This is a genomic window from Paramesorhizobium leguminum, assembly GCF_003217235.1.
In the GTDB taxonomy this organism is placed as follows: domain Bacteria; phylum Pseudomonadota; class Alphaproteobacteria; order Rhizobiales; family Rhizobiaceae; genus Paramesorhizobium; species Paramesorhizobium leguminum.
Genome location: NZ_QJTF01000003.1, coordinates 126,378 through 144,223 on the forward strand (window position 1 = coordinate 126,378; position 17,846 = coordinate 144,223).

26 protein-coding genes, 1 tRNA gene and 1 pseudogene are annotated in these 17,846 nt (G+C 58.4%); 22 read left to right on the forward strand and 6 right to left on the reverse strand.

Going from position 1 to position 17,846, the window contains the following annotated elements; translation table 11 throughout:
* Positions 1–493: 493 nt before the first annotated feature.
* The 16 genes from C7477_RS03700 (at position 494) to C7477_RS03770 (ending at position 8,065) form a co-directional block, all read left to right on the forward strand.
* The gene (locus tag C7477_RS03700; protein WP_146226066.1) at positions 494–1,285 is read left to right on the forward strand and encodes a hypothetical protein; all 792 of its coding nucleotides are present in this window, start codon (positions 494–496) and stop codon (positions 1,283–1,285) included.
* The gene (locus tag C7477_RS03705; protein ID WP_110749120.1) at positions 1,285–1,683 is read left to right on the forward strand and encodes an HNH endonuclease; all 399 of its coding nucleotides are present in this window, start codon (positions 1,285–1,287) and stop codon (positions 1,681–1,683) included. Before C7477_RS03700 ends, C7477_RS03705 begins: the two co-directional genes overlap by 1 nt.
* A complete protein-coding gene (locus C7477_RS03710; protein ID WP_110749122.1) occupies positions 1,680–2,201 on the forward strand; it encodes a hypothetical protein in 522 nt (173 codons plus the stop codon). The genes C7477_RS03705 and C7477_RS03710 overlap by 4 nt, the downstream gene beginning before the upstream one ends.
* Positions 2,194–2,604, forward strand: coding sequence for a beta-sandwich lipoprotein (locus C7477_RS03715; protein ID WP_110749124.1), 411 nt, complete (start codon positions 2,194–2,196; stop codon positions 2,602–2,604). Before C7477_RS03710 ends, C7477_RS03715 begins: the two co-directional genes overlap by 8 nt.
* 5 nt (positions 2,605–2,609) lie before the next feature.
* On the forward strand, positions 2,610–2,981 hold the full coding sequence (locus C7477_RS03720) for a hypothetical protein (protein WP_110749126.1): 372 nt from the start codon (positions 2,610–2,612) through the stop codon (positions 2,979–2,981).
* Positions 2,968–3,093, forward strand: a complete 126-nt coding sequence (locus C7477_RS19350) for a hypothetical protein (RefSeq protein WP_281032515.1) — start codon at positions 2,968–2,970, stop codon at positions 3,091–3,093. The genes C7477_RS03720 and C7477_RS19350 overlap by 14 nt, the downstream gene beginning before the upstream one ends.
* A 189-nt stretch (positions 3,094–3,282) precedes the next feature.
* Positions 3,283–4,011: a hypothetical protein gene (locus C7477_RS03730; protein WP_110749130.1), complete on the forward strand. Its 729-nt coding sequence runs from the start codon at positions 3,283–3,285 to the stop codon at positions 4,009–4,011.
* Positions 3,998–4,963, forward strand: a complete 966-nt coding sequence (locus tag C7477_RS03735; RefSeq protein ID WP_110749132.1) for a hypothetical protein — start codon at positions 3,998–4,000, stop codon at positions 4,961–4,963. Before C7477_RS03730 ends, C7477_RS03735 begins: the two co-directional genes overlap by 14 nt.
* Positions 4,960–5,181, forward strand: a complete 222-nt coding sequence (locus tag C7477_RS03740) for a hypothetical protein (protein ID WP_110749135.1) — start codon at positions 4,960–4,962, stop codon at positions 5,179–5,181. Before C7477_RS03735 ends, C7477_RS03740 begins: the two co-directional genes overlap by 4 nt.
* A gap of 164 nt (positions 5,182–5,345) precedes the next feature.
* Entirely contained in the window at positions 5,346–5,591 is a 246-nt protein-coding gene (locus C7477_RS18715) for a hypothetical protein (RefSeq protein WP_146226067.1), read from the forward strand.
* Positions 5,584–5,784 carry a hypothetical protein gene (locus C7477_RS03750; RefSeq protein ID WP_110749139.1) on the forward strand — a complete coding sequence of 67 codons (201 nt, stop codon included), beginning with the start codon at positions 5,584–5,586 and terminating at the stop codon, positions 5,782–5,784. Before C7477_RS18715 ends, C7477_RS03750 begins: the two co-directional genes overlap by 8 nt.
* Positions 5,771–5,914, forward strand: coding sequence for a hypothetical protein (locus C7477_RS18925; protein ID WP_181418337.1), 144 nt, complete (start codon positions 5,771–5,773; stop codon positions 5,912–5,914). The genes C7477_RS03750 and C7477_RS18925 overlap by 14 nt, the downstream gene beginning before the upstream one ends.
* Positions 5,901–6,167: a hypothetical protein gene (locus C7477_RS03755; RefSeq protein WP_110749141.1), complete on the forward strand. Its 267-nt coding sequence runs from the start codon at positions 5,901–5,903 to the stop codon at positions 6,165–6,167. Before C7477_RS18925 ends, C7477_RS03755 begins: the two co-directional genes overlap by 14 nt.
* A gap of 172 nt (positions 6,168–6,339) precedes the next feature.
* The gene (locus C7477_RS03760; RefSeq protein WP_110749143.1) at positions 6,340–6,591 is read left to right on the forward strand and encodes a hypothetical protein; all 252 of its coding nucleotides are present in this window, start codon (positions 6,340–6,342) and stop codon (positions 6,589–6,591) included.
* Complete coding sequence (locus C7477_RS03765; protein WP_110749145.1) at positions 6,588–6,794, forward strand: DNA-binding protein; 207 nt, start codon at positions 6,588–6,590, stop codon at positions 6,792–6,794. Before C7477_RS03760 ends, C7477_RS03765 begins: the two co-directional genes overlap by 4 nt.
* Positions 6,794–8,065: a tyrosine-type recombinase/integrase gene (locus C7477_RS03770; RefSeq protein ID WP_110749147.1), complete on the forward strand. Its 1,272-nt coding sequence runs from the start codon at positions 6,794–6,796 to the stop codon at positions 8,063–8,065. The genes C7477_RS03765 and C7477_RS03770 overlap by 1 nt, the downstream gene beginning before the upstream one ends.
* A 159-nt stretch (positions 8,066–8,224) precedes the next feature.
* Here C7477_RS03770 and C7477_RS03775 read toward each other — a convergent pair.
* A tRNA-Thr gene (locus tag C7477_RS03775) sits at positions 8,225–8,300 on the reverse strand.
* A gap of 177 nt (positions 8,301–8,477) precedes the next feature.
* On the opposite strand from C7477_RS03775, the gene C7477_RS03780 reads away from it, so the two are divergent.
* Positions 8,478–9,251 carry an NAD kinase gene (locus tag C7477_RS03780; RefSeq protein WP_110749377.1) on the forward strand — a complete coding sequence of 258 codons (774 nt, stop codon included), beginning with the start codon at positions 8,478–8,480 and terminating at the stop codon, positions 9,249–9,251.
* Between the two features lie 228 nt (positions 9,252–9,479).
* Positions 9,480–11,030: a DEAD/DEAH box helicase gene (locus C7477_RS03785; protein ID WP_110749150.1), complete on the forward strand. Its 1,551-nt coding sequence runs from the start codon at positions 9,480–9,482 to the stop codon at positions 11,028–11,030.
* Between the two features lie 320 nt (positions 11,031–11,350).
* Here the strand turns inward: C7477_RS03785 and C7477_RS03790 are convergent, their stop codons facing one another.
* The gene (locus C7477_RS03790) at positions 11,351–12,316 is read right to left on the reverse strand and encodes an alpha/beta fold hydrolase (protein ID WP_110749152.1); all 966 of its coding nucleotides are present in this window, start codon (positions 12,314–12,316) and stop codon (positions 11,351–11,353) included.
* Positions 12,317–12,393: 77 nt separating this feature from the next.
* Here C7477_RS03790 and C7477_RS03795 point away from each other — a divergent pair, with 77 nt between their 5' ends.
* On the forward strand, positions 12,394–13,071 hold the full coding sequence (locus C7477_RS03795; RefSeq protein WP_110749154.1) for a TetR/AcrR family transcriptional regulator: 678 nt from the start codon (positions 12,394–12,396) through the stop codon (positions 13,069–13,071).
* On the opposite strand, the gene C7477_RS03800 is transcribed toward C7477_RS03795, so the two are convergent.
* Both C7477_RS03800 and sufA read right to left on the reverse strand, forming a co-directional pair.
* Positions 13,016–13,339: a TfoX/Sxy family protein gene (locus tag C7477_RS03800; RefSeq protein WP_110749156.1), complete on the reverse strand. Its 324-nt coding sequence runs from the start codon at positions 13,337–13,339 to the stop codon at positions 13,016–13,018. The genes C7477_RS03795 and C7477_RS03800 overlap by 56 nt on opposite strands.
* Before the next feature lie 24 nt (positions 13,340–13,363).
* The gene (sufA, locus tag C7477_RS03805; protein ID WP_110749158.1) at positions 13,364–13,744 is read right to left on the reverse strand and encodes a Fe-S cluster assembly scaffold SufA; all 381 of its coding nucleotides are present in this window, start codon (positions 13,742–13,744) and stop codon (positions 13,364–13,366) included.
* A gap of 229 nt (positions 13,745–13,973) precedes the next feature.
* Between sufA and C7477_RS03810 the strand changes: the two are divergent.
* Positions 13,974–14,405, forward strand: a pseudogene (locus C7477_RS03810) (hypothetical protein); the annotation flags it as partial.
* A gap of 259 nt (positions 14,406–14,664) precedes the next feature.
* The gene (locus C7477_RS03815; protein WP_110749162.1) at positions 14,665–15,264 is read left to right on the forward strand and encodes a transglutaminase-like cysteine peptidase; all 600 of its coding nucleotides are present in this window, start codon (positions 14,665–14,667) and stop codon (positions 15,262–15,264) included.
* 261 nt (positions 15,265–15,525) lie between these two features.
* Here the strand turns inward: C7477_RS03815 and C7477_RS03820 are convergent, their stop codons facing one another.
* The gene (locus C7477_RS03820) at positions 15,526–16,263 is read right to left on the reverse strand and encodes an SDR family oxidoreductase (RefSeq protein ID WP_110749380.1); all 738 of its coding nucleotides are present in this window, start codon (positions 16,261–16,263) and stop codon (positions 15,526–15,528) included.
* Between the two features lie 94 nt (positions 16,264–16,357).
* Between C7477_RS03820 and C7477_RS03825 the strand changes: the two genes are divergently transcribed.
* Positions 16,358–17,257 (forward strand): LysR family transcriptional regulator, encoded by a 900-nt coding sequence (locus C7477_RS03825; RefSeq protein WP_110749164.1) that lies wholly within the window; start codon positions 16,358–16,360, stop codon positions 17,255–17,257.
* Between the two features lie 45 nt (positions 17,258–17,302).
* Here C7477_RS03825 and C7477_RS03830 read toward each other — a convergent pair whose 3' ends face one another.
* Positions 17,303–17,842 carry a gamma carbonic anhydrase family protein gene (locus tag C7477_RS03830; RefSeq protein ID WP_110749166.1) on the reverse strand — a complete coding sequence of 180 codons (540 nt, stop codon included), beginning with the start codon at positions 17,840–17,842 and terminating at the stop codon, positions 17,303–17,305.
* Positions 17,843–17,846: the final 4 nt, after the last annotated feature.

Sequence of the window (17,846 nt, forward strand, 5' to 3'; positions counted from 1 at the left end):
CATGGATCTCCACTCGGAGGTTCTACACCTCGCGGATCATCAGCCGGTTCTCCGCGCCGATTCATTGATGAACTGCTTGTTCTAAGCGGAACTTACGAGTGCTTGAAGTGGCCATTCTCAACATTTGCCAATGGTTATCCTTGCGTCAGAAGGAGCGGTAAAACTGCATCGGTCATAAGTTTAATTTGTGAAAAATTTCATGGACCTGCGCCGACGCCTAATCACGAGGCTGCGCATTCATGCGGAAAGGGGCACGAGGGCTGCGTAAACCCGATGCACCTTTCGTGGAAAACAGGCGAAGAGAACGCCGCTGATAAAATCAAGCACGGAACATATGTGTGCGGAGAGCGACAGAACGGCGCTAAGCTAACGCCCGCTGCGGTTGTAGTGATCCGCTCTCTCCGTGGGAAGAAAACCCAGAAGGAGATAGGAGCGATGTTCGGCGTTAAACAATCCACAGTGAGAGATATCCAGCTTTATAGGAGTTGGACGCATGTCTAAAGGAGAAGCCCCTGCCCTTCGGATGCGCGTCGAGAACATGCGCCTGGTCCCGGCGACCAGCTACGACCAGGAGCGGCTTGCCAGCTATCGCAACGGCTCCGAACTCCGCGTCGTCGTCACGCAGAAGAAAAATGACGCGCTGTTGCGGAAGTATTTCGCCATTCTTGGCCGCGTCGTTGCTGACTGCAATACGCCTTGGAAAACCAAGGACCAAGCCAGTGAGGCGCTGAAGCTCGCACTTGGCGTGGTCGAGTTGAGCAAGACCGTTAACAACAATTTCATGCAGTACCCGCGCAGCCTGGCGGAACTGGACGAGCCGGAATTCACTGAGTTCTTCGAACAGGCCATGGCGCTGTTGCAGAACATGACCGGCGTCGATCCGCTTACGCTTGGCGCGGAAGCCGGCGACGTTGGCGAAGATCAACCCACGCCTACGGCGACTGACCTCCCCGCGAAATCAGAGGATGGCGACAACCCCGGAGAGGTAGCCAATGACGCCGCGCCATCCTCTGCAACTCTTTCCGACGGCGACAAGAAGTCCCTCGCCTATCTGATCAAGCAGCTCGTGGCATCGGTCGGGCCTGACCCACAAGTGGTGATTGCCACATCGCAGGGCGTTGCAGCCGAATACCCGCATATGAGCGATTTCGCCAAGGAAAAGGCCCGCACTATCGTCAAGCAGTTTATGTCCGTCTGCGAAGGCAAGAACGAACTGAGCGACGCGCTTGAATATGTATGCGGTGTCGCCGGTATCGACCCGAAGGATGTGGAGGGGGCGGAATAATGCGCGCCGTACCCGAATGGGCCGGCGCGACCGACAACGCCCCGCCGCCTCCTCGCGTCAAAGACCGTATCCGCGACCGCCAGGGCAACAAATGCGCCCTCACCGGCAAGCCTTTCGCGCCCGGCGACAAGATCGACTACGACCACATCACGCCGCTCTGGCTGGGCGGAGCGAACCGGGAAAACAACCTTCAAGCCGTCCTGCATGACGCGCACAAGCGCAAGACGCAGATGGAGGCGACGGTCCGCGCCAAGGTCAACCGAACCCGCAAGAAGCACCGCGGCATCGGCAAAGAGCCGACAATGCCCGGCTCCCGCAATTCCTGTTTCAAAAAGCTCATCACCGGCGAGGTCGTGGACCGCCGCACAGGTGAAGTCATAGGAGGATCACGGCCATGACCGCAATACTCAGACTGGCCTCGCCAGATCGCCAGATTGTCACCTGGGCGAAGCTGCGGGCGGCAAAAATGATATTCGACGGCCGGGACAGCCCGGCGGCTCGCCGCTACTTGATCGACTGCACACATTACCACGGCCCCACGCAATGCCAGATCATCTTCTCTCGCGATACAGGGCACAACTCGTCCGGCTGGTGGAAAAACCCAGACTACGAGCGCTGCTATCATCTGTCACTCAGCTTTGTGGGCTTTGAGGCCGGTCGAAGCTATCCGCTTCCCTTCAATCATAAGATGGCCAGCAAATGGGCCGAGGCCTTCTATGGCGATGATATTTCGATGGTCTGGGTTGAGCCGCCATACTCCCCGGAAGGGAAGGCCCGCGAGGTCTATCACTATCGGCTGTTCTGCGATGAGACGTGGAAGCCCATCAAGCCGCGCGGCGAGGTTTATTCCCGCGAATGGACCCCGGCGGATTGGAAATCTTTCAGTGATTTACATGGAGAAATCAACAATGTCTAAGCGCATAATTATCACTGCTGCACTTATCGGCGCGGCCTCAACTTTATCCGCCTGCACAGACGCCGATGTCGCATCGCGGAACCTATCCAAAGCGGCTGATATGTTTGAGGTCAACCGCCGCATCGTTTTCTATAACGGCATCACTGGCGCTTACATTCTCAGTGTAGAAGGCCTTTGCTCCATTGGAAATAACGACAAGGACCGCCAGGTAACGATCACCTGCAAAACCGGCCCCAATGCCTTCAAAAAGCATTTCCTCGGGCTGTCTGACAACGTGACGTATTTCGCCGAACAGTTGGAGCCTCAGGCGGTCAGCACCTACCACTACCGCGTGGTCTTCAAGCCTCAGACGATCATCCCGGATGTAGATTTTCGGGGCGACGTTCAGGAACTGGTGAGGTAGCAGCCATGACCATATCCGAACAGGCCATGAAGGCCGCAACCGAAGCCTATATGGCGACCGAAAGCATTGTGCTCGATGATGCCATTGAAGCCGCGCTGACTGCGGCGGAGCCGTACTTGCGAGCGCTGCCATCGAAAACCGGCGGTCCGGCATTCCCGCGCCCACAATCCGAAACATCAATGGGAGGCAATTACGAACAGGACGGCATGTCGCTTCGCGATTGGTACGCGGGTCAGGCAATTATCGGCCTCATCCAAGGCTACGCGATTGCCTACGGCTCCCCAACCAATGCGATGGACGAAATGGCCCGCGAGGCGTTTAGCCTAGCCGACATTATGCTTCTCGCTCGCGACGGAGGTCTCCATGCAGACGCTTAATCCCGACACGGCGGTAATCCCCGCCGAGATCATGCGGGAGGCATATCGCCTCTCTGCCACCATTGACCGGCAGCCCACTGCCCTGTTCGAACGCAGCGGAGGGCGGACGTGATGACTAAGCTGACGAAATCCATGCGCGCCTGTCTCGAATACCATAAATACAGCGAGCATCAGCCAGGGTATAGGTTCAGTCGCAAGACCATCGAGCGCGCCACTGAGCTTGGATACCTGACGAGTGATCCAGGCGGCTTTGATATAACGTCCGACGCCGGCCTCGCAGCACTGGCAGAGGGAGGCACCAATGCAGACGCTTAAGCCCAGCGCAGCGGAAATCATCCGCGTCATTACCGATCTGCGCAATGCTATCTTGATCGATGACGACGAAGGATTGGCCGAACACGCGGAACCCATGATTGCGGCGAAGGAACTTATCGAGCGCCTTACGCCCGCCGCCCCCACATCAACGCCGGTTGCCGATAACCCCGCGCCCGCCGACAAGGGCGGACTGGTGACGGTGGCGTGGGAAGCATCCAGCAGGATACGGTCGAGAAGAGATGTGCCTTGGAGTGAATGGGATGACTGGAAGTCCTGCTCCAAGACGGAGCGGCGCGGCGCTAGCAGTGACGACCTATATGAGCGCCGTGTCCGCGCTCTCACACCCCTTGCCGAAGCCGAGCGCGAGATAGTGGCGCGGGATGAGGATAAGCATAAGCTATTTACAGAAGCGCTCGAATGGCGGTGGCAATCCCAGTGCGCCGAAGCCCGCGTGAAGGAGCTTGAGGCCGAGAACGCTGCACTTCGCCGCCAAGACGATCTAGCCGTGGCTAAACTTGCCGAGGCTATGCGGGTGACCGAGCCGTTTGCGACGATCTTAAGCGGGTTCGATACGGACGAATTCAACGCGGGGAATTTCGATTATCAGTCGATAGTGCCTTTTCTCAACGGGATGGATCATAGCATCACGATAGGCCACCTCCGCGCCGCCCGCGATTTCCGCAAGAAGATGGAGGGTGGCGATGCCTGTAAATGATAAGGCCGTAGACGCGGCAAAGACTGCCTATGCTGAAATTGCAGCAACACCCCCAGGCATCCCTGCCAATCACGATGGTGCATTGCGCGCCGCCCTTGAAGCCGCGCTCGCCCATGGTGAGCCGGTGGTGTGGGCCAAGACCAACGACGATGGAAGGCTGACGGAAGCCACAGATAAACCTTTCCTCGCGCAAACATGGATAGAGGACGGCTACCACGTCCGCACCCTCTACGCCCACCCCGCCCCGCAGCCAAGCGGGGCGGTGCAGGTCAAGCCGTTGGAGTGGCACGGGAAAGGCTGGCCTCGTGCCGCACCATCGATTGTCGGTATGTATAAGATATGGGCTGGCAATGATGTTTGGCTTGACGGTGAATGCCTCAACGAGATGGACCGGCATCCAGACTATACCGAGGACGAAGCCAAAGCCGCCGCGCTTGCCGATTACGAGCGCCGCGTCCTCTCCGCCATCGCCCAAGCGCCAGCGCCTATAGTGGCGGATGGGTGGCAGTCGTCCGAGAGCATCCCAACGGATGAAGGCGTAATCATTGAAGTGCAAATTCGAGAACGCCCAGAACGGTGGAATGCTGGGCGATTTGCTAAATTTTTCGATGGCGACACGCGCGAAGTGGTGTGGCGCTATCCAGACGCACCCCACCCCGCAAGCAAAGCTGATGAGTTGGCCGCAGCGCGCGCCGAGATCGAGCGGTTGCGGGGGCGATATGAAAATTGGAAGCCTATAACGACGCCGCCACATGAAGCCGAGAACCCTTCGAGCCTCTTGTGTTTTTGGTGTGAACCTTCAGACGAGGATGAAGGCTATTGGAGCACTGGTGTTTGGGACGAGAGGCCGGACAGCGCTGTTATGTGGTGCTCCGTCAACACGCCAGCCGGACCGCATTCAGAGCATTTCGCCGCCCTCAAAACAAACGCCAAGGCGGAGGAGAGATCATGAGTATGGCGTGGGTCAGGAAATATTACAGCGTCCCGGCAAAACGCGGCGGTCGCATCGAATACACGGGCGGATGGAACGATAAATCCAAGTCTAGATTTGGCACCATTCGCAGCGCTTCCAGTGGTCGCCTCAGAATTCAACTAGATGGCGAGAAGCACGTTACCTATTTTCACCCGACTTGGGAAATCCGCTATCTCGACGCGGAGGCTCTCGCATGAACCACGCTGATCTAATAGCGCGCCTGGAGGCGGCGAGCGGGCCGGATAGGGAGTTGGATTGCGCACTAGCAATCGCGGTCGATGGCTTTGTAATCGATGCGAATGAAAGCAACCGCTACGGCGAGCCACATTACTGCTTTCGACACGCGGACGGAACTTACCGAATGCCAGGCCAAGCAGGTGATATGCTCGTACCGCGTTACACCGCCTCCATCGACGCCGCCATAGCGCTGGCGGAGCGGGTGTTGCCGGAGGGTCTGGCGCGATTATTGTTCGTGCGCAATTCCACCCCGACAAAGGCTGGGTTCGACTGGCCGGAAAAGAGCAAAATCCTCTATTTCGAGGGCGCAACACCCGCCATCGCCCTATGCATCGCAATCCTAAAGGCAAAAGAGGCGAGCAATGGCTGACCTCGTACTGCGCCCATCATCCCACTATCCCGACAAGCCGTTCGCCCTGCAACTGCGCCATCATGGGCCGGTCGAAACAGAATATCGCACCCTATGCCGCGTCAACAGATCGACGGCGGATGAGATCATCAACGCAGGCGGCGCGTTCTGGCTGCTTGGTGAGCCGAAGGAGGCGAGCAATGATCATGATTGAGGTTCCTATCGGCCTGATTATTTTCACCGCCCTCATCATAGGCATCGTCATCGGGTGGATTGGCGGGGCAATCACCGCTGCCGAGGTGATGAAACGTAATGGAAGGCGATTAAACCATGACGACGCATGACGAAGTCGAACTCGTAGAGCGCGTGGCGCGGGCGATAGTGGAAGCTACCGGCGGCCCATGGGAGCTAATATCCTGTGCCGGGCAGCAGGCAGCACGGCACGAAGCCAAAGCCGCCATCTCTGAAATCAGCGCCGTGCTGGAAGAGCCGAACGAAGCGATGCTTGAGGCTGTAAACAGTCTGCCATCGGCATATGGCAACGTTTGGCGCTGGAAGACGATGCTCGCCGCCAGCCCGCTAGGAGGCAACCCATGACGCCACGGTTTTACATGATCTTTGGCGCATGTGCCGGGCTTGTCTGCCTCGTTGCAGATTGGGGCGGCGCTTCTGTTCCGGTGACCCTTTTCGCAGCCGGAGCACTATTCGGGAAAGGGTATGGAGTTTGGGAGGAGCGCTCGCGCAGAGCCAGCCCGCTAGGAGGCGCGGAATGAAGCTGACTAAGGCAAAGAGGGCCGTCCTATCGATGATGAGAGATGGAGCCGTGATAAAAGAATTCGATGAAGTCACGCCTTCGTGGTGGCTTGAAGGAGGTAGCGCGGTTTACCCGCGAACTGCAAAGGGCTTGATCCGCATGAAAGCGATTGAATATTTCGCACACGAGGGCGGTCAGCCTGGAATTCTCAGCTACCGCATCACTGAAGTCGGTCGCCAAGCATTGCGAGAAGGGGAGAGAGGATGAGCAAATCCACCCAAAATCTGAATGGAACAGATGGCCTCGATCTCGTATGGGGTATCAAGGCTATTGCGGAGCTCATTTCCCGGACCGAACGTCAAACTTTTTATTTGGCATCTGAGGGTAAGATACCCGTCAAGCAGGTCGGGGGGCGATGGGTAGCGTCGCGAAGGAAACTGATCGATTTCTTCATGGGGGATGCCGCCTAATGTCGATCCGCAAGCGCACTTGGACCACAGGCAAGGGCGCTGAAAAAATCGCGTGGGTTGTCGATTACGTTGACACCAAAGGCAAACGTCGGCTGAAAACCTTCGCGAAGAAGAAGGAAGCCGACGCCTTCGCCAGCAAGACAGATGTAGAGGTGCGTGAGGGCGTCCACGTCGCTGACAGCGCAACCGTAACGGTCGAGGCTGCGGGGAAGTTGTGGATTGCGTCGGTGAAGTCGTCCGGGCTGGAACGATCTTCCATCGAGGACTATGAGCGAACCCTGCGACTGCATATCAATCCCTTCCTCGGTTCCGTGAAGCTCAGCGCTCTGAATACCGTGCGGCTTCGATCATACGAGGATGAGCTTCGGGGGGCAGAAAGATCGCCCCAAACCATCAAACGGACCCTCACGACGATGGGAACGATGCTCGCGGACTCTCAGGAGCGCGGCCTTGTGATTAGGAATGCGGCGCGTGAGATGCAATCTCGAAGGGGAATCAGTTCGACGCGCACAGAGAAGCGCCAGAAAGGGCGTTTGAAGGTCGGTGTAGACATTCCCAACAGAGAAGAGATTTCAGCGCTCCTTGGCGCCATTTCGGGCCGTTGGCGGCCCCTGTTTATGACGGCGGTATTTACAGGGCTTCGCGCGTCGGAACTTCGCGGGTTGCGCTGGAAAGATATTGACTTCGATAAACGAACGATCCGAGTGCACCAAAGGGCTGACCGATACGACGATATCGGAGCTCCCAAATCTATTTCGGGCGAACGAACGCTACCTGTCCCTCCGTTGGTCATCAACGCGTTGCGTGAATGGAAACTGCAATGCCCTAAGCGAAAAACGGAAAAGCTCGATGCCGATGGGAACCCGGTCATGTCGCTCTATCTCGTGTTTCCGAACGGCGCCGGCAATGTGGAAGGGTTGCGGAATATCCTGCGGCGCGGGCTTCACCCATCATGGGTCAATGCTGGTGTTGCCGTCGATACCGGCGATAAGGATCAAGAAGGCAACCCGATCCTTGAACCCAAATATACCGGTCTTCATTGCGTCCGGCACTGGTATGCCTCATGGTGCATCAATCGGAAAGCGGATGGCGGACTGGAACTGCCCCCAAAGCTGGTTCAGGAGCGCATGGGACACTCGACCATCGCCATGACAATGGACACTTACGGACACCTATTCCCGCGCGATGATGATGGAAAAGAGCTTGCCGCAGCAGCGGCTGACCTCTTTGAGAAGAGGAATGCGAGCAATCGCGATGATTCGTGCCCTTAGTATTGATTTCATGTTGCATCGTATGTCGCGTGGATTAACCGCGGGCTACTGTAAATCATTGTAATTTATGGGAATCAGTTTGCAACAAGCGCGACAAGAGTTTTACCCGAATTCACTCAATCAAATCGGCGCAACCCCTTGAATTTAATGGGTAATTTTTGGTGCCCCCGGAGAGACTCGAACTCCCGACCCCCTGATTACAAATCAGGTGCTCTACCAACTGAGCTACAAGGGCACTGCGTTCGAGTTAGCACAATCGATCGATCTGTAAAATAAAAAATCGCCAAGCAAGTCCAGGAAAAGTGTGAAGCGGTTTTCCCAGCGGACTTGCGCAAAATCAGGAAGGAGGAATGGCCACGGAGATTTCTCTATGGTAGCCAATACACTCCGCGACCCTGCCATACGGAACATCATGAACCGGAAGATCAACGCCTTTTCGTTCATTTCCTCGGATTCCAGCGAATCGATGGAAGCCGCGCGGCATCTGGCGGCGCTCTATGGCCAGGAGCGGCCTGAGAACGCCGATGTAATCGTGGCGCTTGGCGGTGATGGCCTCATGCTCCAGACGCTGCATGATTTCATGAATTCCGGCAAACCGATCTACGGGATGAACCGCGGCTCCGTCGGCTTTCTCATGAATGCGTATCACGAGGACGGCCTGCGCGAACGCATCGAGGCGGCCCACGCCGAAACCATAAGGCCGCTGACGATGGAAGCGGAAACGGAAGGGGGTGACACCGTCATCGCCCTGGCGATCAATGAGGTATCGCTGCTGCGCCAATCCTACCAGGCGGCGAAGATCAAGATCAGCATCGATGGCAAGACGCGGCTCGAAGAGCTGATCTGCGATGGCGTATTAGTGGCGACGCCCGCCGGTTCCACCGCCTATAATCTCTCCGCGCAAGGACCGATCCTGCCGCTCGATTCGCCGCTGCTTGCGCTCACCCCGGTCAGCCCCTTCCGTCCACGCCGCTGGCGCGGTGCGCTCCTTTCAAAAGATGTGACGGTGCGTTTCGATATCCTCGAAGGCGACAAGCGACCGGTCAATGCCGTGGCCGATCACACCGAGGTTAAATCCGTTGTCTCCGTCACCATCCGCGAAGCGCCGGACAAGACGGCCACGATCCTGTTCGACCAGGACCACTCGTGGAACGAGAGAATTCTCGCTGAGCAGTTTCTCTATTGAAACAATGAAACGCAAAGTTATATCTAACACCAGGAATTCAGCCATTTCGGTTGACTTTTGCGCAGGTGCGACGTAACGCCTTCCTGCAAGTAAACGCTGAGCGTATTGATTGGCGCTTTTCTTGTCTTTGTGTGCGCTTTGTCATTGCTTCTGACACTGCCGCTTCGACAGAATGTCGCTTTGACAGGATCGGCGTGATAAACTTCCAAAGAGAGAGCTACGCCTCCATTGACCACCTTTGCCGATCTCGGCCTGTCTCCGAAAGTGCTCGCAGCCGTTGAAGCCGCGGGTTACACCACACCGACCCCCATCCAGGCGGACGCCATTCCTCACGCGCTGGAGCGTAAGGACGTTCTCGGCATCGCCCAGACGGGAACCGGCAAGACCGCGTCCTTCGTCCTGCCGATGCTGACGTTGCTGGAGAAGGGTCGTGCCCGGGCACGTATGCCGCGCACGCTCATTCTCGAGCCGACGCGCGAGCTGGCGGCGCAGGTTGAAGAAAACTTCGCCAAATATGGCATCAACCATCGCCTCAACGTGGCGCTGCTGATTGGTGGCGTCTCGTTCGATGAGCAGATGCGAAAGCTGGAACGCGGCGCGGATGTGCTGATCGCCACGCCCGGCCGTATGCTGGACCATTTCGAGCGCGGCAAGCTGCTTCTGACCGGCGTCGAGATCCTCGTCATCGACGAGGCCGACCGGATGCTCGACATGGGCTTCATTCCCGATATCGAGCGCATCTGCAAGCTGATCCCCTTCACCCGCCAGACCCTGTTCTTCTCCGCCACCATGCCGCCGGAGATCACCAAGCTGACGGAGCAGTTCCTCCATTCGCCGGTCCGCATCGAAGTGGCGAAGGCCGCCACGACCGCCGCGACCGTGACCCAGCGCCTGGTCAAATCCGGCAAGAAGGATTGGGAAAAGCGCGCCGTGCTGCGCGATTTGATCCGCGCCGAGAACGACGAATTGAAGAATGCCATCATTTTCTGCAATCGCAAGAAGGATGTCGCCGAACTCTTCCGCTCGCTGGTCAAGCATGATTTCGATGCCGGCGCGTTGCATGGCGACATGGACCAGCGCGCGCGCATGGCCATGCTGGCAGGCTTCCGGGAAGGCAAATTGAGATTGCTGGTCGCCTCGGATGTCGCCGCCCGCGGCCTCGATATTCCTGAGGTAAGCCACGTCTTCAATTTCGACGTGCCGATCCATTCGGAGGATTATGTCCACCGCATTGGCCGCACGGGCCGCGCCGGGCGCTCCGGCAAGGCGTTCACCCTTGTCACCGCTTCCGATGCCAAATATCTCGCCTCGATCGAGAAGCTGATCGGCAATGACATCGAATGGCACGATGGCGATCTGTCCACTCTGGCGCCCTCGACCGAGACCGAGGAAGCGCCGCGTCACAGCCGCAATGCGCGCGGCGGCAAGAGCGGCGAGCGCAGGGAAAGCAGCCGTTCCCGCCGGGATACCAAGCCGGACATGGACGCACCCGCCCTGCCCCAGGTCGACGCCCCCAGCATGTCCGATCACGATATTTCTGAGCCAAGCATGCCTGAGTCCCGTCAGCCTGAGCATGAGACACCGATGCCGCGCGCGGAAAAACCGCATCGCGAGGCAATCCGGAAAAGCAATGATGAGCGTCGCGGCAGGCCTCAGCATGAGCATGGCCCAAGCCATGACCGCCACCGCCGCAACTACCGCGACCGCGACGACGAGCCGGCGCCGCTCGGTTTCGGGGATGATATTCCAGCCTTTATGCTGATCGACGCGAAGATTTAGGAACAGACGCGGTTCGTCATCCTGGAGCACTTCACCGTCTGAGGGAAGCCATGGCGACCCCTTCATCCTCGTGGTTCGAGGCTCGCTACGCTCGCACCTCACCATGAGGATGAAGGGGCGTCGGCGGTTCAATAGCCCTCGTCCTTCGAGGCTCCCCTTCGACAAGCTCAGGGTCGCACCTCAGGATGAGGGGAAAGGGTGCCGGCGCTTCAGTAGCCCTCATGGTGAGGTGTGAATGGAGCGCAGCGGAATGAGCCTCGAACCACGAGGGCGCTTGGCGTCGATTCCATCAAAACAAGAACCGTTCGAACCCGCCCTCTTCAATCCCTATTCGCCCCCATCACAAACTCCGCCAGCTCCCTGCCATAACGCACCGGCTCTTCGTAGAACGGGCTGTGCCCGCTTTCCGAAAACAGCGAAAGACGGCTGTTCGGGTGGATGGCCTTGATTCGCTCCGACATGGCAACGCGAACCAGCCGATCGTGGACGCCATGCGTCAGCAGGATCGGGCCGGTATAGGCCTTGAAAACTGGCTCCAGATCGGTCGTCTTGGTGCTCACGAAACCCTCGTTCACAGCTCGCGCCGTCATCCCGTTGACCACCAGCATCCGCTTCATCTCCAACTCCGTCGGTTGCTGATGGAAGCAGGCAGCGAGGAAATCGGCTGTCGCGGCGGTCCTTGTCGCCAAATCATGCGAGGTCGCGATACCAGTGAACGCCATCGCCTCCTCGGTGAGCAGACCGCCGGATAGGTTGGTGACGGCATCGACCAGATTGACGCCCGCAATGCCCTCGCCGCCATATTTGCGCAAATAAGCCCCCGCCACATAGCCGCCGAGCGACCAGCCCACCAGCACGGGCCGGCGAAGTTTCGCCGCCTTGATCACAGCGGCAACATCGTCCGCCCACTTGTCGGCATCGGAATAGGCATCCGGTGAGGTTGATTTATCGGAATCACCATGGCCGCGCAGATCGAAGCTCACGATCCGAAAGCCTTTGAGCGCGGGATCGGCAAGCTGTTTCCCCCAACTCAGGCGGCTCTGCCGCAGGCCATGGATGAACAGGATTTCGGGCGCCTCTGGATCGCCCTGTGCTTCGCCGGCCAGCATCGTGCCGTCGCTCGATCGGATGGCGAATGTTTCGCGGGCAATGCCCTTTTCATTGACAGCGATTTCAGGCGTCGCGGCGGGCGCCGCGTAGGCCTGAGGCACCCAAGAGGTGGCGCCGATGGCGAGGCCGACAAGTCCGGCCATGCCGGAAAGGAATGCACGTCGTGAGTGCTGCATAAGTCCGCTCCATGTTGTTTAGCGACCGCTATTCAACTCAGTTGACATCACGTGTCAAGCGTTGTTTAGTGATCATTATGGAACGAGATTTGAAATCACGCGGCGGCCGCCCCTGGAGTTTCGACCGGGAAAAGGCTGTCGAGACGGCGATGCGGCTATTCTGGCGGCATGGCTATGAGGGCGTGTCGATCGGCGACCTGACGAAGGAAATCGGCATCGCGCCTCCGAGCATCTACGCTGCCTTCGGCAGCAAGGCCGGGCTCTATAAGGAAGCGCTCGACCGTTACGAGGAGAAGTTCGGCTCGCTCGATGTCGAACCGATGAAGACGGGCGCCTCGCTGGCGGAAGCGGTGCGGGCGCTGCTGGAAGGAGCGGCGCGGGCGGTAACCGATCCGGACCGCGAGCGCGGCTGCATGATCTCCAGCGGCATGACGGAATGTCATTTTGACCATGCGGCGCTCGCCCGGGAGGCAACGTCGAGGCGCGACGCCATGCGGGAACAGATTGCGGAAGCGCTTGCGCCCTTCGCATCCAAGACCGATGCGCGGCGCCTTGCGCGTTATTTATCGGCCGTCATGCAGGGCATCTCGATCCAGGCGCGGGATCGCGCGACGCGGGCCGAATTGCAGGAAATCATCGAGGAGACGGTCGCCGGTTTAAAAGCGAGAGGCTTTGAGGAATGGTCGCGGACGGGCGTGTCTACTTCCCGCTCCTCACCGCCGCCTCATAAGCGCGGCGGGCCCAAACAGCCATGATGTCAGGGTCGTCGAGCGCATCGTCCGGAATGCTCCAATAGGGCATGGCGACGGGCTTTGACTTGTTCTTTCCCTCATAAGTCCATTGCGAGCAGCCCGCCTCTTCAAAGAAAGGCGCGCTGGTTTTGTCGGCTTTCAACAGGATTTCATCGCGATACTCGATGGCGACGATCAAACCATCGTGATAGATGCCCTTGCCCCCGAACAGCCGCTTGATGACGACGGGCCCGAGCGACGAAAAGAGATCGCGAATATCGTCATTGTCCATGGACTGCCGCGCCCCAGGGAAGCGTCAGGCGGCGCTCTGCGCCTGTTGCAGCGCTTCCGACGAGGCAGGCGTCAATTCCACCGATTCGCCGCAGCCGCATGCGGATGTCTGGTTCGGATTGTTGAAGACGAACCCCGTGCGCAATGTGGTGACCTCGAAATCCATTCGGGTTCCCAGCAGAAAAAGCACAGCCTCCGGCGCAATGAACACCCTCGCCCCATCCTTTTCGACCATATCGTCCCTGATATTGGGCTCCGTCACCAGATCGACCGCATATTCCATCCCGGCGCAACCGCCCTTTTTCACGCCGATACGGATGCCTTGCGCACCCTCGCGGTTACCCACGATCTCGCGTACACGCGCCGCAGCGGCATCGGAAACGGTCATGACTGCAAAACGGCCCATATCTGTCTCGCTTTTATTTCATTGGGCGCACGATCTTCAAAAGATCATGGCCTCGCCTTGAATTATAGGTAGTGTTGTATCACCATCCCCGCAATAGACCAACATGCCGTCTATGGTGGAGGAAGAAATGGCTTACCATGTCAATGCCGTCATTTCGCGGTCTTCAATTCTGGCGTACGCGGCGCTTGTGCTCCTCGCCCTGCACCAGCCCGCCGTGGCACAAGAAGAAGCCACCGGCCCGCTCGCCGGTTATCTCGACGACCGCAGTTCGCCCGAGGCCTTGATCCGCTCTTATTACAACGCCGTCAACCGCCAGGAATATGCCCGCGCCTACAGCTATTATTCGGAGGAAGGACGCGAGCCGGATTTCGATAAATATGCCAAGGGCTACCAAAATACCAAATCCGTCGAAATAAAGCTCGGCAAGGCCCAGCCCGACGGTGCCGCCGGCTCCATCTATTGGAGCCTGCCCATTGCCGTCAAATCGGTCTCTACCGATGGCAAGGACACGGTGTTCACCGGCTGCTACACGCTGAGGCTCGCCAATCCCGCCAATCAGGCAGTCCCGCCTTTCCACCCTATGTCGATCATGACCGGCTCGCTCACCCCATCGGAAAAATCGCTGGAGGAAAGCGTGCCGGAGCAATGCGAAACACCGTAAGCCGAAGCCATACTTCCCATGGTGCGTCCAAAGCAGAGGGGCTTTCGCCCCCATACCCTGCTTTGCGCGTTGCGTCTCGAACCTCACCCTTCGCGTAAACCGGACCTTCATTTTCATTACTGGAGTTTTACTTTAAAAATTAAAATTTGAGATGAATTTTATACTTGTTTTCCTTGTTTTTTATTTGTATTTTGCTATCAATATTCGCGTGAACTAAAACTATCCATGTCATTGTGGCGTCAGTTTGGAGACTGACACGATGACATGCAGAGCAGCACTGGCGGGGTTTTTCTTTCTGATCGGAACGGCAGCGGTCCATGCGGCGCCAATCGCATCACCCTGGATGAGCGCGGGCGAACGCACCACGCAGCCGATCGGGCATTATGAATTCTGCAAGCGTTTTGCCGATGAGTGCAAGGTCGTCAGCAAGGCGGATAAGCCCGTCACGTTGACCAAGGAACTGTGGAGCATGGTCATTGAGGTCAACAATCAGGTCAACACCCAGATCGAGGCGCGCACCGACACGGAAATGTGGGGAAAGCCGGAGGTCTGGTCCTATCCCACGCAATATGGCGATTGCGAGGACTATGCCCTGCTCAAGCGCAAGCGTCTTGCCGGGGCGGGTGTCCCGCTTGGCAATCTGTTGATCACCGTGGTGCGCCAGACGAATGGCGATGGCCACGCCGTGCTGACATTGCGAACCGACCGGGGCGATTTCATCCTCGATAATCTGGCCCCCCGCGTTCTCGTCTGGAACCAGACCGAGTATCAATATTTGAAGCGTCAATCGGCCCGCAACGCAGGCGTATGGGTTTCGATCGATGACGACCGCCAGATCCTGGTGGGCAGCATTCAGTAAAAGCATGATCCAGAACCGAAGGTTCGCGCTAGCAAAAAAGCTGCAGACTTTTCGGACAAGATTGTGCGGTTAGACACAGATTACGCAAGTCTGGACGGAAAATCGCTTGTCCTGACTTGCTCATGAATAAGGCGCAAGCCTTATGCGGCAACCCGGTCGTGTCCCCCACCCGTCCCCAATGACCGGGTTCAGGAGCCGGTCCCTCCCCAGGGACCGGCTCCTACGTTTTTGGCGGCAACTATTTAAAATCAAGAACTGCGCTTATATCGCCCCGCCATTGGCGCGGATCGTCTGGCCGTTGATCCAGCGGCCATCGGGTCCGGCAAGGAATGCGACGGCATCGGCGATATCGTCGGGGCGGCCGAGACGGCCGAGCGGAATCATTTTCGTAATGTTGGCGACCAGTTCGTCGGATTTTCCGCGCATGAAGAAGTCGGTCTCCACCGGTCCAGGCGCGATAGCGTTCACGGTGATCCCGCGTGGCCCCAATTCCTTGGCGAGCACATGCGTCATGGCCTCGATGGCCGCTTTCGTCGCCGCGTAAAGGCCGTATCCGGGCTGGTAGAACCCGACCACGCTGGAGGACAGGCTGATGATTCGACCGTCATCGCGCAGTCGCTTGGCGCCTTCACGCATACCACGAAAGGTACCGCCAAGGTTGATAGCGATATGATTATCCAGATCCGCGTCAGTCGCCTCCGCCAGCGGGGATAGCCGCATCATGCCCGCATTGTTGACGAGGATGTCGGCCTGTCCAAAAGCGGCTTCGGCGGCATCGAACAGTGCCGTGATTGCGGAAGGGGCGGCGACATCGGCTTGCACCGCGACAGCCCTGCCGCCCGCTTTGACAATCTCCTCAACGACCACACGAGCCGCTGCTTCATCACGCGCGTAATTCACCACCACGGCCGCGCCCTCTTCAGCCAATCGGTGCGCGATTGCCGCGCCGATGCCCTTGCCCGCGCCTGTCACGATTGCGATTTTGTCTTTTAGCTTCATATCAATCTCCATTTGTTGACGTGGTGATAACGCGCTTTGCAGGCCGGATAATCTCCCTTTCACGGGCAATAAAATTCGGATATTGCGAACAATCATGGATCGTCTCGATGCAATGCGCCTTTTCATCCGGGTCATAGACCGCCGCAGCTTCACGGCGGCGGCGGCAGACCTTGAGATTCCACGCTCAACGGCGACAGAGGGAATCAGGCGGTTGGAGCATGATCTCGGCAGCCGGCTGCTTGAGCGCACCACGCGCCATGTCGCGCCCACGCCGGATGGCGAGGCCTATTACCAGCGGTGCCTGTCGATCCTCGCCGATATCGATGAAGCCGAGAGCGCGCTTCGCGGCGGTGTGCCGGCCGGAATGTTGCGCATCGATGCCCACGGCTCGCTGACGCGCGCCTTCCTGCTGCCGCGCCTGCCCGAATTTCTGGACGCATATCCGCAGGTGGTGTTGCAGCTTGGCCAGGGCGACAGGCTGGTCGATCTCGTCCGCGAAGGGGTGGATTGCGTGATCCGCGCGGGCGAGCCGGATGATAGCGGCATGATCATGCGACGTCTGCCATCCATTCCCGAAATCACCTGCGCCAGCCCGCGCTATCTTGAACGGCACGGCGTGCCATCCTCGCTTGACGATCTCGAAAATCACCAGATGATCGGCTTCATGTCGTCACGCACCGGCCGCGTCATGCCGATGGAATTTGAAAGCGCTCAAGGTATTCGGGAAATAACCCTTCCTTGCCGCGTTACCGCCAACGACGCGGAGACATTGCATCATCTGGCGCGGATGGGCTACGGAATCATCCAGGCGCCGCGCTACCGCTTCCGGGAAGATCTGGCGCGCGGCGTCCTTGTCGAAGTCCTGCCCGATTACCCCCCGCCGCCCCTGCCGCTCGCAGCCTTCTATCCGCAGAACCGGCAATTATCGCCGCGTGTCAGGATTTTCCTGGATTGGGTGACGAAGGTTTTTGCAACGGCGGATTTGAGTCAGTGAGCAGTTGGCAGTGAGCCGTGAGCGGTGACAAAACTCTCACTTTGCTCACTGCTCACTGCTCACTATCTCCAATCCCCGCATAAAGCGTTTGCCATTTTCCACATAATGGCGCGCGGAGGCCTTCAATTGCTCAATGGCTGCGTCATCCAGCGGTCGGGCGACACGCGCGGGCGAGCCGATGATCAGCGAATTATCTGGAAATTCCTTGCCCTCGGTCACCAATGCCCCCGCGCCGACCAGCGAGTTTTTGCCGATTCGCGCACCGTTAAGCACGATAGCGCCGATGCCGATAAGGCTGTTGTCGCCAATCGCGCAGCCATGCAGCATGGCGCGATGGCCGATCGTGCAGCCTGCCCCTGTTGTCAACGGGTAGCCCATGTCGGTATGCATCACGACATGTTCCTGCACATTGGTGTCACGTCCAATCGTGATCAGCTCGTTGTCACCGCGTAAGACCACGCCAAACCATATGCCGGCGCCTTTCCCCAGCTGGACCTTGCCGATCAGCGTCGCGTCAGGCGCGATCCAGTTCGTCTCACGATCCTCGAATTTCGGCTGATGACCGTCGAGCGCATAGATAGGCATGGGC

Coding starts and splice junctions, on each gene's coding strand:
- sufA (WP_110749158.1), bottom strand. CDS start 13,744: ATGGGCCGTTTTGCAGTCATGACCGTTTCCGATGCCGCTGCGGCGCGT.
- C7477_RS03820 (WP_110749380.1), bottom strand. CDS start 16,263: ATGAAGCTAAAAGACAAAATCGCAATCGTGACAGGCGCGGGCAAGGGC.
- C7477_RS03800 (WP_110749156.1), bottom strand. CDS start 13,339: ATGGACAATGACGATATTCGCGATCTCTTTTCGTCGCTCGGGCCCGTC.
- C7477_RS03705 (WP_110749120.1), top strand. CDS start 1,285: ATGCGCGCCGTACCCGAATGGGCCGGCGCGACCGACAACGCCCCGCCG.
- C7477_RS03735 (WP_110749132.1), top strand. CDS start 3,998: ATGCCTGTAAATGATAAGGCCGTAGACGCGGCAAAGACTGCCTATGCT.
- C7477_RS03795 (WP_110749154.1), top strand. CDS start 12,394: ATGGAACGAGATTTGAAATCACGCGGCGGCCGCCCCTGGAGTTTCGAC.
- C7477_RS03790 (WP_110749152.1), bottom strand. CDS start 12,316: ATGCAGCACTCACGACGTGCATTCCTTTCCGGCATGGCCGGACTTGTC.
- C7477_RS18925 (WP_181418337.1), top strand. CDS start 5,771: ATGATCATGATTGAGGTTCCTATCGGCCTGATTATTTTCACCGCCCTC.
- C7477_RS03765 (WP_110749145.1), top strand. CDS start 6,588: ATGAGCAAATCCACCCAAAATCTGAATGGAACAGATGGCCTCGATCTC.
- C7477_RS03710 (WP_110749122.1), top strand. CDS start 1,680: ATGACCGCAATACTCAGACTGGCCTCGCCAGATCGCCAGATTGTCACC.
- C7477_RS18715 (WP_146226067.1), top strand. CDS start 5,346: ATGCCAGGCCAAGCAGGTGATATGCTCGTACCGCGTTACACCGCCTCC.
- C7477_RS03740 (WP_110749135.1), top strand. CDS start 4,960: ATGAGTATGGCGTGGGTCAGGAAATATTACAGCGTCCCGGCAAAACGC.
- C7477_RS03830 (WP_110749166.1), bottom strand. CDS start 17,842: ATGCCTATCTATGCGCTCGACGGTCATCAGCCGAAATTCGAGGATCGT.
- C7477_RS19350 (WP_281032515.1), top strand. CDS start 2,968: ATGCAGACGCTTAATCCCGACACGGCGGTAATCCCCGCCGAGATCATG.
- C7477_RS03815 (WP_110749162.1), top strand. CDS start 14,665: ATGACATGCAGAGCAGCACTGGCGGGGTTTTTCTTTCTGATCGGAACG.
- C7477_RS03755 (WP_110749141.1), top strand. CDS start 5,901: ATGACGACGCATGACGAAGTCGAACTCGTAGAGCGCGTGGCGCGGGCG.
- C7477_RS03825 (WP_110749164.1), top strand. CDS start 16,358: ATGGATCGTCTCGATGCAATGCGCCTTTTCATCCGGGTCATAGACCGC.
- C7477_RS03760 (WP_110749143.1), top strand. CDS start 6,340: ATGAAGCTGACTAAGGCAAAGAGGGCCGTCCTATCGATGATGAGAGAT.
- C7477_RS03750 (WP_110749139.1), top strand. CDS start 5,584: ATGGCTGACCTCGTACTGCGCCCATCATCCCACTATCCCGACAAGCCG.
- C7477_RS03700 (WP_146226066.1), top strand. CDS start 494: ATGTCTAAAGGAGAAGCCCCTGCCCTTCGGATGCGCGTCGAGAACATG.
- C7477_RS03715 (WP_110749124.1), top strand. CDS start 2,194: ATGTCTAAGCGCATAATTATCACTGCTGCACTTATCGGCGCGGCCTCA.
- C7477_RS03720 (WP_110749126.1), top strand. CDS start 2,610: ATGACCATATCCGAACAGGCCATGAAGGCCGCAACCGAAGCCTATATG.
- C7477_RS03770 (WP_110749147.1), top strand. CDS start 6,794: ATGTCGATCCGCAAGCGCACTTGGACCACAGGCAAGGGCGCTGAAAAA.
- C7477_RS03780 (WP_110749377.1), top strand. CDS start 8,478: ATGAACCGGAAGATCAACGCCTTTTCGTTCATTTCCTCGGATTCCAGC.
- C7477_RS03730 (WP_110749130.1), top strand. CDS start 3,283: ATGCAGACGCTTAAGCCCAGCGCAGCGGAAATCATCCGCGTCATTACC.